We start from the raw sequence: 15,141 nt of genomic DNA, 5'->3' as shown, positions 1-15,141 counted from the left end.
AAAATTGTTATATGTGAGTTTTTGATTTTGTCATTTCACATTTTACAAATCACATTTCACTAAATAAAGAAAGTAACTATTAAATCAATTACTTTAATTCCGATGAAAGGGACGATCAAGCCACCAAGTCCATAAATCAAAAGATTTCTTTTTAAGATGGCACTTGCTCCAATTGGTTTATAATCAACCCCTCTCAATGCCAGCGGAATTAAAATTGGAATGATAATCGCATTGAAAATCACAGCCGATAAAATCGCACTTTCTGGACTGTGCAAATGCATGATATTTAAACCTTGCAACGCAGGAATCGCAGTAATAAAAAGAGCAGGAACAATAGCAAAATATTTCGCAACGTCATTTGCAATAGAGAAAGTAGTTAAAGTTCCGCGAGTCATTAAAAGTTGTTTTCCAATTTCAATGATCTCAATTAATTTAGTTGGGTCATTGTCTAGATCGACCATGTTTCCTGCTTCTTTTGCAGCTTGAGTTCCACTGTTCATGGCAACACCTACATTCGCTTGCGCTAGGGCAGGAGCATCATTGGTTCCGTCACCCATCATAGCAACAAGTTTACCTAGGTTTTGCTCGTTTTTGATGTAGTTCATTTTATCCTCAGGTTTCGCCTCCGCAATAAAATCATCAACACCTGCGGCTTCTGCAATAAACTTCGCTGTCAGTGGATTATCTCCAGTAACCATAACCGTTTTTACACCCATTTTTCTCAATCGGTCAAAACGTTCTTTCATTCCGGTTTTTATGATATCCTGCAATTCGATAACACCTTGAACCTGATTGTTTTTAATAACCACTAATGGCGTTCCTCCATTTGTCGAAATGTCAATTACTTTTTGAGCTGTATCTTCAGGAAATGCATTTCCAGCTTGAAGTGCAATGTTTTTTGCAGCATCCTGAGCACCTTTTCTAATGTTCGTTCCGTCTCTTAAAATAACTCCGGAAGTTCTAGTTTCTGCGGTAAATTTGATTAAAGTAGCACCTTCAATTGATAATTTATTGGCAGTTTCGGCTCCTGCCAGTTCTACAATACTTTTCCCTTCCGGAGTGTCATCTGCTAATGAACTTAACACAGCAGATTTAATAAAGTCTTCTTGAGAAACACCTATTGCAGGATAAAAATTGGTTGCTTTTCTGTTTCCAATCGTGATTGTTCCGGTTTTATCCAAAAGCAGTACATCAATATCTCCGGCAGTTTCAACCGCTTTTCCAGATTTTGTAATCACGTTGGCACGAAGTGCTCTGTCCATACCCGCAATACCAATTGCAGAAAGTAAACCTCCAATTGTAGTTGGAATCAAGCAAACGAACAAGGCGATAAAAGCCGCAATCGTGATGGGTGCGTTGGCATAGTCGGCAAACGGTTTTAGCGTAACGCACACAATCACGAAGATTAATGTAAATGCGGCTAATAAAATGGTTAATGCAATTTCGTTTGGTGTTTTCTGACGGCTCGCACCTTCAACCAAAGCAATCATTTTATCCAGAAAGCTTTCGCCAGGTTCTGAGGTTACAATTACTTTAATTTTATCAGATAAGACTTTTGTTCCTCCGGTTACAGACGATTTATCACCTCCGGCTTCACGGATTACAGGAGCACTTTCTCCAGTAATGGCACTTTCATCAATTGTAGCCAGACCTTCGATAATTTCACCATCAGTTGCGATTAAATCGCCAGCTTCGCAAATGAAAACATCTCCTTTTTTTAGTTGTGAAGATGAGATATGTAAAATGTGAAATGTATCAGGCTGACCTTTTACATTTGACTTTTCACTTTTTACAAGCTTTGCAGGAGTTTCTTCACGCGTTTTTCTTAAACTGTCAGCTTGTGCTTTTCCTCTGGCTTCGGCAATTGCTTCGGCGAAATTGGCAAATAAAAGCGTTGCCAGTAAAATCAAAAACACAATTAAATTATAGATAAAACTACCTTGATCTGTTGCTCCCATTAATATGGAAATACAAACCGCAAACATGATCGCAGTTCCTATTTCTACGGTAAACATTACCGGATTTTTGATCATCATTTTTGGATTCAGCTTGACAAAAGATTGCACTAAGGCTTCTTTTACCTGCTTACTTTCAAACAATGATGTGGATTTATTAGTTGTCATTTTTCTTTGTGTAAAATGTTAAATGTAAAATGTGAAATTTCCTACTTTTGTAAATGATTATTTTAAATATGAAACCACATAAGAAATTGAATTCATGGATTAAAAGTTTTGAATTCGTTAAAGAAATTTATTTAGCTACAAGACAATTCCCTTCTGAGGAAAAGTTTGGAATTACTTCGCAAATCCGCAGAGCTTCTGTTTCTGTACCTGTTAATATTGCAGAAGGCGCAGCGAGAAAAGGAACAAAAGAGTTCATCCATTTTTTACATATTTCGCTAGGTTCTTTATCAGAACTCGATACTTTAATTTTATTAAGCAAAGAATTAGATTTTTTCAATGAAAAAGAATGTGACCAATTGATAGAAAAATTAGATATCATAGGAAAACTTATTTATGGATTAATCAAGAATCTTGAAGCGCGTGTATGATTTGTGATTTATGAGAATGAAATGTGATTTGTAATATGTAAGATGTTGTTTGAGTTTGTGTCTTACATCTTACATTTTACTTTTTCACATTTTACATTCCAAAATATTCGGCTAAAGGTCCAAGTGCCAAAGCAGGAAAGAATGATAAAGCAGCGATAATTGCGATTACAGCAAAAGTCATGATTCCGAAAATTGAGGTATCTGTTTTTAAAGTTCCTGCACTTTCGGGAATGTATTTTTTACCCGCTAATAAACCTGCAATTGCTAATGGTCCAATAATTGGAATAAATCGGCTTAACAATAAAACAATTCCTGTAGTGATATTCCAAAACGGATTATTATCTCCTAATCCTTCAAAACCAGAACCATTATTCGCCGCGCTCGAAGTATATTCGTATAACATTTCAGAGAACCCGTGATTTCCTGGATTGTTTAACCAGCCTGTTGCGTTACCGCTGAACCAATAGCCCATTGCAGTATCATGTGCAGCAAAATAAGATGCTAATGCAGTTCCTGATAATATTAATAAAGGATGCAGAATAGCAATAAAAGCAGCAATTTTAACTTCCCGCGCTTCGATTTTCTTCCCTAAAAATTCAGGAGTTCGACCTACCATTAGCCCGGAGATGAATACGGCTAGTATAATGAAAATGTAGTAGTTCAAAATACCAACGCCACATCCACCGTAAAAGGCATTTACCATCATCGATAATAATTGCATTGCGCCAGAAACCGGCATCGAACTATCGTGCATACTGTTTACAGAACCTGTAGAAATTACTGTTGTGGCAATACTCCAGAAACCTGAAATTGCGGGCCCAAACCGAACTTCTTTTCCTTCCATCGCTCCAGTTGTTTGTGCGATACCCATTTTTTCAATAGCAGGATTTCCGTTCATTTCGCTCATCACTGTTGGAACAACCAGAAGTAAGAATCCAACGGTCATTACACCAAAAATAATGTTTGAAAGTTTTCTTTTGTTTAAGAAAAAGCCCAGTGCAAAAATCATCGCAAACGGAATGATCATCTGCGCCCAAAGCTCAACTCCGTTAGTAAGATAAGTTGGATTTTCTAATGGATGCGCCGAGTTGGCTCCAAAGAATCCACCACCGTTTGTACCAATATGTTTAATAGCAATAAAGGCTGCCGCAGGTCCGCGAGAAACTTCTACATGATCGCCTTGCAGCGTTGTAATAGCATCTTTACCTTCAAAAGTCATTGGCGTACCGCTAAATACTAACGCAATAGCCACAATTGCTGAAAACGGTAATAAAATACGAGTACAGCTTTTGATGAAATAATTGTAAAAATTACCCAATTGCTCTGTAGTTCTTTCTTTCATTGCTGTAAATATCATGGCGGCAGCCGCCATTCCGATACCAGCAGAAACAAACTGAAGGAACATCAAAACCATTTGTGAAAGATACGATAGCCCACTTTCGCCTGAATAATGCTGTAAATTACAATTAACCAAAAATGAAATAGCTGTGTTAAATGCCAGATCAGGCGTCATTGAAGGGTTATTATCCGGATTTAAAGGTAAAGATCCCTGAAACAATAAGACAAAAAAACAAAGAAAGAACCAAACCATATTAATACTTAAAAGGGCTTTTAAGTGTTGTTTCCAGTTCATTTCTTCAGTGGCATTTATACCGCTGATTTTAAAAATAAATTTTTCAATTGGATTGAAAATCGGGTCAAAAAGTGTCTTATCTCCCAAATAAACTTTAGCAATATATTTTCCTAAAGGAATTGCTAAAATAATAGTTAGGATAAAAATACCAATGACGCCTAATAACTCTGTGTTCATAATTTTTATTTTTTTTAGTGAAAGGTGAGAAGTGATTTGTAAAATGGGTTGATGAATAAAATTTATGTTTACATTTCACATAAGGCATTTCACTTTTTACATGATTTAAAATTTTTCGGGTTTGATTAATACATATATCAAATACACGAAAACAGCGATTGAAATAATAAATAGTGCAGTCATGATTTAGATTTTTTCAAAAAATTCAACTGATTTGAAACAAATAGCAAACAGCACAACTGCCAATGCGAGTAAAAGAAAAGTGATCATAGGATTTTATTTTAGATTTTAGATTTGTGAAATGTGAGACGTAAAATGTGATTTGTGAAAGGAAACAACATTTAACATTTCACAAAAAAACATTTCACGAATTAGACTCCCGAAGTATTAACTTGCTTAATGTATTCCGCTTTAAGCGTTTGAGGAAAAAGGTGTGAAATATTGCAGTGGCGCATTTCCATAAAAGAAGAAACCGAAAAAACATACACATTAGAAATGGCATTTTTAGTTTCGATGCTTCCACTGATAAATAGGCGTTCAGCAAGAGCAAGACATTTTTTTGCACGAACGATATTTCCAGAAATAATAGATTTTTTGGTTATCTCGGCAAAGCGTTCTGCTTGTTTGTAGATTGAGGTGACTTGATTTTTCATGAGAATGAATTTTTATGTTCTCCCTCCTTATGCCAAAATATGTTCCGAAAAAGTAAGGTAACTGCTAAAGTGCTGTCAATAAAAGGAATGTAGTTTTGTGCCAAAAATTAGGCATAAAAAAAGCTTATCAAAATGATAAGCTTTTATTGAAATGATAAGGTTTATTTAATTGTGAATTGTGAATTGTAAAATGTAACCTTCTTTTAATTTGAAATTTGAAATTGCAATTGGTTTTGAAATTTAAATTTTGGAATTTTCAATCCCATATTCTTCCAATTTTCGATACAAAGTCGCAATTCCAATTTCTAATAACCGTGCTGTTTCGGCTTTATTACCTTTCGTATAATTCAAAACTTTCTGAATGTGCAGTTTTTCAACACTCTGCATAGAGAAAGCCGACATTGATTTTGTGCTTTTTTCCGTTTGATGTTGCATTTCATACGGCAAAACATCTGAAGTTAAAGTATCGCCATTACTTAAAATAACCGATCTTTCGATAATATTTTTAAGTTCACGGATATTTCCCGGCCAGGAATAATTTTCTAATTTCTGAAGAAAATCATCAGCAATATGTAATGTTTTTTTGTTTGTTTTTTCAGAAAATTGTTTGACGAAATAATGCGTCAAAACGCCAATATCCTTGATTCTTTCTCGCAAAGAAGGCAGTTTGATTTCGAAGATATTTAAACGGAAATACAAATCAGAACGGAAACGGTGTTCATCACTTTCTGTTTTTAAATCTCGGTTTGTAGCCGCAATTAATCTGAAATTTGATTTTTTTGGAGTTGTATCGCCAACCGGAATATATTCAGAAGTTTCTAAAACGCGAAGTAATTTTGCCTGAAGATCGATAGGCATTTCACCAATTTCATCTAAGAATAAAGTACCGCCGTTTGCTTCTTCAATAAAACCTTTTTTATCTTTTAAAGCTCCGGTAAAAGCGCCTTGTTTGTGACCAAAAAGTTCGCTTTCCAGAATCTCTTTGCTGAAAGTGCTGCAGTTTAAAGCCACAAAAGATTTTCCGACACGATTGCTGTTTTCATGAATGGCCTGCGCAAAAACTTCTTTTCCGGTTCCGGTTTCACCAGTCAATAAAACGGTTGAATCTGTTTTGGCAACTTTTTGTGCGAGATCAATAACCTGTTCAATTCCTTTAGATTTTCCAATTATAGTCTCGAAAGAATATTTGCTTGCAATACGTTTTTCCAGTTGCTCTACTTTTTTTTGCAGTTCCACTTTCTCTAAAGCTTTATAAAGAAGCGGAATAATTTTATCGTTATCGTCACCTTTTACAATATAATCAAAAGCACCATTTTTCATTGCCTGAACTCCGTCTGGGATATTTCCAAAAGCAGTCAGCAAAATAACTTCTAGAAGCGGGAAATTTGCTTTTATGTTTTGAAGAAAATCAACGCCATTTCCATCAGGTAATTTGACATCACACAAAATGACATCAATTTCGGTTTGTTCTAGTTTCTTAAAACCAGATTTTAAATCTTTTGCCTCGAAAACTTCAAATCCTTCCGATTTTATAATACGTGCCAATAGACTTCTCAGTTTTTCTTCGTCGTCTATAATTAAAATTTTGTGTGTCATTTGAGGAAAGCAAGTTGTTTTGATGTACAAATTTAGGTTTTAAATCACTTTCCTTTTTTAATTCGGAATAAATTATTTTTAAGTATGTAATCAGTTTTAAAATATTTTCATCGAAAAGAAGTGTATTTTTAGATCGAAAAAGAACCACTAAAATTTATGTCAAAACGAATTCTCCTTTTAATAGCTGTCGTAATCTTCGGAAGTTTTAATAGTTTCTCAAATGAAATTGTTCAAAAAGATTCTTCAAAATCAAAAACAATTTCTTTTAAAATCAAACTAAAATCGGCTGATGAGGTTAAAATCAAACCTGCTCCTTTAAAATTCAACAAACATTTTGCCTATAGTTTTACGCTTGATGATGGATATCGATCTGCTTATTTAACAGCCTTTCCATTATTGAATGGCGGAAAAATCAGTAATCCTGATAAAAACGAATGGAAAATCGATCAAGGCGGAGACGGAACAACTTCAAATGGACTTTTTTATTCAGACGGTTTCGGAAACAAAATCCCATTTAAATTGGCTTTGGCAATTAACGGTGGTGCAATTCGTGATTTACCAGCAAATCGCGGACATCTGTCTTGGCAAGAAATTAAAGAAATGTATAATGCTGGCTGGGATGTTTTGAATCACGGTTTTCATCATGCTACAAAACACGGCACAAATTATTTGACAGAAGTAACCGAAAATACTACATCAATAAAACAAAATCTTGATTTTACCATGTCACACTTTGTAGTTCCTGGCGGAGAAGGCGATGAGAAATATTATTTAGAATATGAAAAAGAGGCACTTAATAACGGACATTTTTCGGTAGCGTCTTATTATGGCGTTGGACCAGTTTTTAATGTCGATTCAAAAGTTGATTTAGATAAAATGATTTCTGCCAGAACTTTTGTGCAGAGTTCAAAAGATTCAACTAGTTTTAAAACAATGGATCGTTATTTAAAAACACTAGATTCAATTGTTAAACAGCCTAATACGTTTTGGTTTAACGAATTTACACATGGAACAGGCAACGGAAATTTATGGAATTTAAGCATGCGTTTTCCTGATTTTAAATATTATATGACAGCACTTGCCAATAAATACGGAGCAAAAGGAAGTGATACAATTTGGATGGCACCGTGGCAGGAAGTTTACGAATATATTTGGTTAAGAGACAGAATTAAAGTCGATTACAAACAAAAAGATAAAGAAATAGAAGTTACGATTGTATTGCCTGAAATTCCTAAAACATTTAGAAATCAAGATATTTCTTTAACAGTTGATACTTCTTCAAAATTTGAAATCGAATCAAGTAAAGATTTAAAAATTAAAGACGACGGAAAAACAACTCACAAACAGATTTTGATTCAATTGAAATAAAAAATATAGCCACAGATTAAAAGGATTCTAATGATTTTTTTATTTTCAAAATAAATAATCCTTCTCATCTTTTTAATCTGTGGCAAAACTTTCTAATTAATCTCCTTTTCGTTATCCCTTATAAAAGTATCAATATTCATTAAATAAGGGTCTACAACAATTCGTTGAGGTTTTATTTTAGATTTTATTTTTCCCTCTATTTTATTGTTTTTTATTGAAAATGTAAAACGCGATAACTTTCCGTTTTCATCATAAATCCCAATACCTATTGTACTATCGTTTGGAATCTGTTTTCTTTCTCCCGTTGCATTTTCTTTATATTTTTCAGAAGAAGCTTTAAAAGAAACCTCATAAAAACCATTCTTTTTACTACTTGAAACCGATTCTATTTTAGACGAATAGGTAATAATCTGCTTAAACATTTCATCTAATTTGGAATATAGTTTTTTATCCGTTACAGCATAAATCTCTTTTAATAAATCTTCTGAATCAGGTGTTTGATTTGGATATTTATAATGAATTAAGAAATTCTTCAAAGCCAGATTTACTTTTTCTTTACCAATTAAAATTCTAAGCTGATGCATAACCAGCATTCCTTTGTCATAAGGTAAATGAGGCGTGTCGTAATTCGTTTTATATAAAGGTGTTTCTGGATCGTAACTTCGGCTGCTTAAATATAAATCCAGATGAATTTTTAAAGTTTCCAAAGCTTTTTCCAAACCATGTTCCTTTTCATAAAGCATCAATTCTGTATATTGTGCCAAAGTTTCGGTCAAAATCCAGCTTCCTTCTTTTTGCTCTGGACTTATTTGTGAATTTCCCCACCATTCGTGCGACAATTCATGAGCCGTTAATTGATTGATAACATCTTCTTTATCTTTGTTTTTGAGATTGCTGTAAAATCCGAAATTCTCTTTCATAAAAACTGTCGATGGATAAGAAGTCGCAGCAAATCCATCCGCGAAAGCAGAAACTTCAGCGTATCGAATCGTTTTATATGGATATTTACCAAAATTGCTCTGGCAGTAATCTAAAGTATTTTTTACATCTTGAATTAGTTTTTCAACGTTTCTGGAATGTCTTTTATCATAAAAAACTTCAATAGAAATTCCTTTATATTTCGTTTTTTGAATTTGATAATTAGCAGAAGAAAAAGCAAATCGAAACGGAATCTTTCCATTTGATTTATAATGAAAATAATTGCGATCGTCTTTTTTCCAACTTCCAATTAAATCTCCAACACCAATAGCAGTTTGATTTTTAGATGTTGAAACCAAAGCATCATAATCAACAAAATAATATTTGATTTTAGATTTATCTTCCAGTTTTTTAAGAGGCGTCTGAGGTTTCAAATGTCTTTTTGCACGCTCTTTTTTACTGCTGATTTCATTCGATTCCTGATAACCAAAAAGCGGAAAGTAACGGCTTATTCGCATAAAAGAACCATTTTCGATTATAGAATTAAAAGCCGTGTGTCCTTTAAAGGGCGACCACGATGATTCAAAAGAAAAATTCATTTTGAGTTTTTGCTGTGGCTGTAAAGGTTTTCCCAATCGAAACCAATAATGTTGAAAATCAGAAACATCGTCTAATTTTTTAGAAGTCGGAATCTCAACAGAAGTCAGTTTCGAATTTCGATCTATATATAGGAGTAAACTATCAATTGGTTTTTCAGAATTATTGATTAATTCATAGATGCCATTTACCTCATAGCGGTTGTCTTCGGGATATAAATCGACTTTACTTTTTATCGAAACGATTGTTGGCTGAGGTAGATTTGTATATTTTTTAAATTGAGTTTCATATTTCTCGCTCCAATTATTCTGATCGTCTTCGGTCAAATACGGATATTCAATATTGGTTTTGTAAAAAAGATAACCTCCAAAACCAATAAAAATAATAATTCCGAATCCTAAAGTTGCTTTTTGAATATTATTAAATGAATTTCTGCGAAAGATTTTTACGATTGAAGCATTTCTTTTCCATAAAATGCCAGTCAATGTTAAAAGGATTAAAGCCAATCCAAAATTGTAGAACATCGAAATATGAAACGAGATTTTATATTTGCCAAAACCATTCAAATCAAAATATTCTGTTTTAAAAGCATTTCCAAAACGAAATAAAGGATGTGAAATTCCCAATTGCTCTCCAATTCCAGTACAAAACAAAATGCAGATAAAAGTCGAAATCGCAAGTCCGATATATTTATTTTTGATGAAAGTCTGAATTGCAATGATCAAAATTGAAATTAGCAGTAACGGAAATCCAATGTAATAAAACAAAGAAAGATAAAGACCAATTTCGATTGGAGCATTCGCATTCATAATTTGAAATCCACATCCAATCAAAATACTTATACTAATAATGAGTAACGGAATTATAAAAAGTGCTGTCAATTTTGCCAGCAAAACAATAAACTGAGAATAAGGCGCAGTGTTTTCAAGCATTTCAAATCTCGAATTTTCGCTTCGATTTAATAATTCACTACTATAAAAAAGAAGAATCAAAATCAGAATAAATGGCAGACGATCCATGATGGTGGTTATCATCAAAGCAGTATCGGTGATTTTTTCAGCCAAGCGGATTCCGCCGTCAATTTCATCTGAAATCTCAATCATTAATAACCCAGAAAATAAAATGACAATCAACAAAAACGGAATTCCTTTCAGAATTAAATAAATATCCAGTTTTATATTGCTTTTAAAAACAGCTAAATTATGTCTGAAAGTTTTGATTTCGATGTTATTGGGAATTGCTGCCGAAAAGGTTTTTGTTTCTTTTAAAAAAACTTTAGACGTTTTTACCTTTTTAGTTTTGGTTTTTCGGAATGAAAACAATCGATACGAAACAAAAAGTAAAAGCAGAGAAACAGAAATCCACAGTATTCTATTGAATAAAAAAATGCCAGAAAGCGAAACCAGTTCGGTATTTTTTTCAATTGCCGTCCAATATCTTGTTTGTTCCAAGAAAGCGGCCAAACCAAACGGATCTATTTTTGCTGCCAAAGACATGGCTTTCGCCGAAGATGGAGAAGCATTTGCAAATAGGGGCGAATTCGAAAAAATCGAACCCGCTATATATAAGATGTAAATTAATAATCCGCCGACATAAATTAAGAGTTTGCTTCGAGTAAGCCACGCCAAAGCAGTCAAGATAGAAAGGCTCAAAAAAATATTCGGAATCACAATGACCAAATACGGCCAGACATAATTTATAATTTCAAAAGGTCCAAGTTCACTTTTTTGAATCCAGAACATTTGATGTCCAACGATTATTCCGACAATAAACATTCCGAAAGAAACTATAGCAATAGCAAAAGCTGTAACAAATTTGCTAGCCAAATAATGAAATTTAGAAATAGGAGAGGAGAAAATAATCGAATCGAATTTCGTTTCATATTCCTTTAAAAAACTTTGTGCCGCCTGAAGCGTAATCGAAAATATCGTCATTAACGAAATCAGACCAATCGCATAGGTTAAAACATACGGACTATTTTTGTAAGCGCCCGAAAAAGAGAAGTTCGCAAATGCGCTTACAAAAAATCCAAGAATCAGATAAATAATAAATGTGGCATAAAAAGTCCAGCTTCTGGTATTGTTATGCCATTCAAATTGAATTAATTTAGAAAACATAACCTTAATTTTGAAGTTGATTTTGACCTAAAACACTAAAATAAACATCGCTTAAATCTGGCGATATCAATTCGAAACCAGAATCCGGACGTTCATTTGCGAAAACATGAATATTGATTTTTCCTGAATTTAAATGCGAAGAAATGATGTTGAAATTCGATTGATAATCTTTCAATTCTGTTTTCTGAATCGCTTTCATCCAGATCCTATCCTTCAGAGAATCGATTGCTTCATTGGGCTTTCCTTCTAAAATCAATTTTCCGTTGGAAATAATTGCCATTTTTGGACACAAATCTCGAACGTCTTCTACAATATGAGTTGATAAAACCACAATAATACTTTCGCCAATTTCACTCAGTAAATTATTAAATCGGTTTCTTTCTTCAGGATCAAGCCCAGCCGTTGGTTCATCCACAATAATAATCTTCGGATTTCCAAGCAAAGCCTGAGCAATTCCAAACCTTTGACGCATCCCGCCGGAAAAAGAATGAACTGCTTTGTCCTTATGCTGGAATAAATTAGTCTGCTGCAATAAGTACAAAATTTGATCGTGTCGTTCTTTTTTATCGACGATCCCTTTCAAAACTGCCAAATGATCGAGCAGGCGATAAGCAGAAATTTTAGGATAAACACCAAATTCCTGCGGAAGATAGCCTAGATTTTTTCGAATAAACATTGGGTTTTCCAGAATATTGATTCCATTAAACTCAATAATTCCAGAAGTGGGTTCCTGCAAAGCAGCAATAGTCCGCATTAAACTAGACTTTCCGGCGCCGTTTGGACCAAGTAAACCAAACATGCCGTTTGTAATTTCAAGCGATAATTGGTCAATCGCTTTCGTGCCGTTCTCATACGTTTTGCTGAGATTTTTGATTGATAAACTGTTCATTTTTTGATTGATTTTGATGATTAAATGAAATTATGATTTGAAAATTTTAGGCAATAGAATACCTGTCAGCTTCAAAAACCGATTTATATGTTTAGAAATTAAGATTAAAAGAAAGCTATTCTGCTGCGTATTCTAAAATATCGCCAGGCTGACAATCCAGAATTTTACAGATAGCTTCGAGAGTATCAAATCGGATTCCTTTTGCTTTTCCAGTTTTCAGAATCGATAAATTGGCAGGCGTAATATCTAGTTTTTCTGCCAATTCTTTACTCTGCATCTTGCGTTTGGCAAGCATTACATCAACATTTACGATTATTGGCATAGTTATATAAATAAGTCTTGTTCGTTCTGAAGGTTTAAACCTTGCTTAAAAATAGCAGCTAAAAAGTAAGCAAAAACACCAAGCATTCCGTGCAATAATATAAAAAGTGAAACTTCATTGTCCAGAGGCACAAAAAAGAAAGCCAGAAATATTACAATTCCCGGAATCAATAAATTCGATAAATAGAAACGTCTCAAATGAGAAATTCCATTTGTAGTAAACAATTTTGGCTGATAAAAGATCTTAAAAACATTACTGCTCAATAAAAAGAAAAGTCCGTACAGGCTTAACGGAGCTAAAAAATCAAAAAGAATATAGGGTAAATTGTAATCACCCAGCATTAAAGGATGCGAAGTAAAAGGATAACAAATCTGAAAATACTTTCCGTTATCTTTAAAAGTCAAAAACAATCCCGTGATCAAAGTGAAAACAGAATATGCAGCCAAAAAGAAATAGATAACGGACAAAAATCTGGTAAAGTAAAATAATATTCGAGATACAATATGAGTTGTCTTCATATATTAAAAGTTAAATTGATATTGTAAATGTATAATTAATTATCGTAAAACAATAATTAATTATTAAAAATAGCCCATCTTTTGACTTTTGTGAATATTATAATTCTATTAACATTAGAAAACAAAAGGCATCCGTATAAATGAGTTAATTTTGTATACTAGCATTTTTTATATGAAAAACCCAATTTCAGTCTCATTATTAGACCTCGCTATCATCACTCAGGATAGCAACGCCACAGAAACATTTCAAAAAACAAAAGACATAGCGCAATTAGCAGATAATTTAGGATACAAGCGATTTTGGCTGGCAGAACATCATAACATGGCGCACGTTGCAAGTACAGCAACTGTCGTTTTAATTGGTTATGTAGCAAGTCAGACAAAAAATATTCGTGTAGGTTCTGGTGGAATCATGCTTCCTAATCATTCTCCTTTAGTAGTTGCCGAACAATTTGGAACCTTGGAAACGCTTTATCCAAACCGAATAGATTTAGGTTTAGGAAGAGCACCAGGAACAGACCAGCCAACTGCCGAAGCAATCAGAAAAGATTTTTTTGAACAGGCACAGCGTTTTCCGCAAAACGTAAGCAAGCTTCAAGAGTATTTTTCTTCAGAAAATGAAACAGGAAAAGTACGTGCATTCCCAGCCGAAGGCTTAAAAGTTCCAATTTGGATTCTAGGTTCAAGTATGGACAGCGCAGCTTTGGCTGCCGCTTACGGATTGCCTTATGCTTTCGCAGGACACTTTGCGCCAAAACTGATGATTCAGGCATTTGAATTCTATCGCGAAAATTTCCAGCCTTCAGAGTATTTAGATCAGCCAAAAACAATGGCTTGTGTCAATATAATTGCTGCAGATACAAATGAAGTAGCAGAGTTATTATCTACAAGTTTGTATCAAATGTTTTTGAACTTAATTAGAAATGATCGTAAAGGCTTACAACCTCCAGTTCCATCATTAGATGACATTATGAACGAGCAAGAACGTTTCCATGTCAATCAAATGACAGCCGGAACCTTCACAGGAAACAAAGAACAATTAGTTACCGATTTAAAAAAGTTCATCGACTACGCAAGAATTGATGAACTAATGCTAACAAGTCCAATCTTCGATCATCAGGCAAAACTAAAAAGCATTCAAATCACAAAAGAAGCAATCGAAACTTTAAACGAAAGTATACATATATAAGTACACTATATATAAGGGTAGATTTTATTCATACATCCCGATAGGTTTTCAAACGTGTCGGGTTTATTTTTTATACATATATATGTAGAATAAATTAAGTCGCGATTTTCGGTAGAGACGCACAGCCGTGCCTCTTATTTGTAAAGTAATATATTTACCAATATCTATAAAATATACCAATTGCCTAGCTGAACGAAGTAGAAGCCTTTCTATTTTGGAATTTAATTAGAAGCTATTCCCGCTATCCGCTTCAATCTTTTTGAGGCGAACCCCGCCCCAAAAAGGATTTCCTCCCGAATCCTCGGGACTATCGGGGCTAGGGCCATCAGTTTTTCAGAAGAAAAAATCTGCAAGAAAAGACCATTTCAGAAGAAAAAAAAGAAAACTTTGCATCTTCGCACCTTTGCGAGATTAAAAAAATCGCGAAAAACAAGAGTTCGCATCTTATTATTTTTTTCGCTAAATCCAGACAAAACAGATTAAAACGGCTAAAAGCACCAATAATCTCAAAATCATTAAAAAAACTTTGTATTGTAAAAAACGCCATACCAGCGAGTTATAAAATATATGGAAAATATATAATAAAAAGGCTTGCAGATGTAAATAAAGGTGG

At 33.8% G+C, this 15,141-nt stretch carries 12 protein-coding genes; 3 read left to right on the top strand and 9 right to left on the bottom strand.

All coding sequences use genetic code 11. The features are described from left to right. Positions 1-59 precede the first annotated feature (59 nt). Positions 60-2,123, bottom strand: a complete 2,064-nt coding sequence (gene kdpB / locus IRZ83_RS19030; RefSeq protein WP_194570729.1) for a potassium-transporting ATPase subunit KdpB — start codon at positions 2,121-2,123, stop codon at positions 60-62. A 68-nt stretch (positions 2,124-2,191) separates the two neighbouring features. On the opposite strand from kdpB, the gene IRZ83_RS19025 reads away from it, so the two are divergent. Continuing rightward, entirely contained in the window at positions 2,192-2,551 is a 360-nt protein-coding gene (locus IRZ83_RS19025; RefSeq protein ID WP_134139622.1) for a four helix bundle protein, read from the top strand. Positions 2,552-2,642: 91 nt separating this feature from the next. Here IRZ83_RS19025 and kdpA read toward each other — a convergent pair whose 3' ends face one another. From kdpA to IRZ83_RS19005, 4 genes are all read right to left on the bottom strand, one after another. Further along, a complete protein-coding gene (kdpA, locus tag IRZ83_RS19020; RefSeq protein ID WP_194570728.1) occupies positions 2,643-4,361 on the bottom strand; it encodes a potassium-transporting ATPase subunit KdpA in 1,719 nt (572 codons plus the stop codon). Positions 4,362-4,466: 105 nt separating this feature from the next. Further along, entirely contained in the window at positions 4,467-4,544 is a 78-nt protein-coding gene (kdpF, locus tag IRZ83_RS19015) for a K(+)-transporting ATPase subunit F (protein WP_073099479.1), read from the bottom strand. Positions 4,545-4,732: 188 nt separating this feature from the next. Beyond that, positions 4,733-5,014 (bottom strand): hypothetical protein, encoded by a 282-nt coding sequence (locus IRZ83_RS19010; protein WP_029273480.1) that lies wholly within the window; start codon positions 5,012-5,014, stop codon positions 4,733-4,735. Positions 5,015-5,254: 240 nt separating this feature from the next. Then, the gene (locus IRZ83_RS19005; protein WP_194570727.1) at positions 5,255-6,610 is read right to left on the bottom strand and encodes a sigma-54-dependent transcriptional regulator; all 1,356 of its coding nucleotides are present in this window, start codon (positions 6,608-6,610) and stop codon (positions 5,255-5,257) included. A 156-nt stretch (positions 6,611-6,766) separates the two neighbouring features. Between IRZ83_RS19005 and IRZ83_RS19000 the strand changes: the two genes are divergently transcribed. Continuing rightward, positions 6,767-7,978: a polysaccharide deacetylase family protein gene (locus IRZ83_RS19000; protein ID WP_194570726.1), complete on the top strand. Its 1,212-nt coding sequence runs from the start codon at positions 6,767-6,769 to the stop codon at positions 7,976-7,978. A gap of 92 nt (positions 7,979-8,070) precedes the next feature. On the opposite strand, the gene IRZ83_RS18995 is transcribed toward IRZ83_RS19000, so the two are convergent. The 4 genes from IRZ83_RS18995 to IRZ83_RS18980 all read right to left on the bottom strand — a co-directional run bounded on the left by IRZ83_RS18995 (position 8,071) and on the right by IRZ83_RS18980 (position 13,339). Then, positions 8,071-11,610: an ABC transporter permease/M1 family aminopeptidase gene (locus IRZ83_RS18995; protein ID WP_194570725.1), complete on the bottom strand. Its 3,540-nt coding sequence runs from the start codon at positions 11,608-11,610 to the stop codon at positions 8,071-8,073. Positions 11,611-11,614: 4 nt separating this feature from the next. After that, on the bottom strand, positions 11,615-12,499 hold the full coding sequence (locus tag IRZ83_RS18990) for an ABC transporter ATP-binding protein (RefSeq protein ID WP_194570724.1): 885 nt from the start codon (positions 12,497-12,499) through the stop codon (positions 11,615-11,617). Positions 12,500-12,614: 115 nt separating this feature from the next. Then, positions 12,615-12,821, bottom strand: a complete 207-nt coding sequence (locus IRZ83_RS18985) for a helix-turn-helix domain-containing protein (protein ID WP_194570723.1) — start codon at positions 12,819-12,821, stop codon at positions 12,615-12,617. 2 nt (positions 12,822-12,823) lie between these two features. Then, entirely contained in the window at positions 12,824-13,339 is a 516-nt protein-coding gene (locus tag IRZ83_RS18980) for a DUF2975 domain-containing protein (protein ID WP_194570722.1), read from the bottom strand. A 172-nt stretch (positions 13,340-13,511) separates the two neighbouring features. On the opposite strand from IRZ83_RS18980, the gene IRZ83_RS18975 reads away from it, so the two are divergent. Then, entirely contained in the window at positions 13,512-14,528 is a 1,017-nt protein-coding gene (locus IRZ83_RS18975) for an LLM class flavin-dependent oxidoreductase (protein ID WP_194570721.1), read from the top strand. Positions 14,529-15,141 lie beyond the last annotated feature (613 nt).

The sequence above is a fragment of the Flavobacterium sp. JLP genome (assembly GCF_015350755.1).
In the GTDB taxonomy this organism is placed as follows: Bacteria; Bacteroidota; Bacteroidia; order Flavobacteriales; family Flavobacteriaceae; genus Flavobacterium.
The sequence above is the reverse complement of the archived record's forward strand: the minus strand, read 5'-3'. Positions and strand labels throughout refer to the sequence as shown.

Excerpts from the sequence above, each read along its gene's own strand:
- kdpB (WP_194570729.1), bottom strand. The coding sequence starts at position 2,123 with ATGACAACTAATAAATCCACATCATTGTTTGAAAGTAAGCAGGTAAAA.
- IRZ83_RS19025 (WP_134139622.1), top strand. The coding sequence starts at position 2,192 with ATGAAACCACATAAGAAATTGAATTCATGGATTAAAAGTTTTGAATTC.
- kdpA (WP_194570728.1), bottom strand. The coding sequence starts at position 4,361 with ATGAACACAGAGTTATTAGGCGTCATTGGTATTTTTATCCTAACTATT.
- kdpF (WP_073099479.1), bottom strand. The coding sequence starts at position 4,544 with ATGACTGCACTATTTATTATTTCAATCGCTGTTTTCGTGTATTTGATA.
- IRZ83_RS19010 (WP_029273480.1), bottom strand. The coding sequence starts at position 5,014 with ATGAAAAATCAAGTCACCTCAATCTACAAACAAGCAGAACGCTTTGCC.
- IRZ83_RS19005 (WP_194570727.1), bottom strand. The coding sequence starts at position 6,610 with ATGACACACAAAATTTTAATTATAGACGACGAAGAAAAACTGAGAAGT.
- IRZ83_RS19000 (WP_194570726.1), top strand. The coding sequence starts at position 6,767 with ATGTCAAAACGAATTCTCCTTTTAATAGCTGTCGTAATCTTCGGAAGT.
- IRZ83_RS18995 (WP_194570725.1), bottom strand. The coding sequence starts at position 11,610 with ATGTTTTCTAAATTAATTCAATTTGAATGGCATAACAATACCAGAAGC.
- IRZ83_RS18990 (WP_194570724.1), bottom strand. The coding sequence starts at position 12,499 with ATGAACAGTTTATCAATCAAAAATCTCAGCAAAACGTATGAGAACGGC.
- IRZ83_RS18985 (WP_194570723.1), bottom strand. The coding sequence starts at position 12,821 with ATGCCAATAATCGTAAATGTTGATGTAATGCTTGCCAAACGCAAGATG.
- IRZ83_RS18980 (WP_194570722.1), bottom strand. The coding sequence starts at position 13,339 with ATGAAGACAACTCATATTGTATCTCGAATATTATTTTACTTTACCAGA.
- IRZ83_RS18975 (WP_194570721.1), top strand. The coding sequence starts at position 13,512 with ATGAAAAACCCAATTTCAGTCTCATTATTAGACCTCGCTATCATCACT.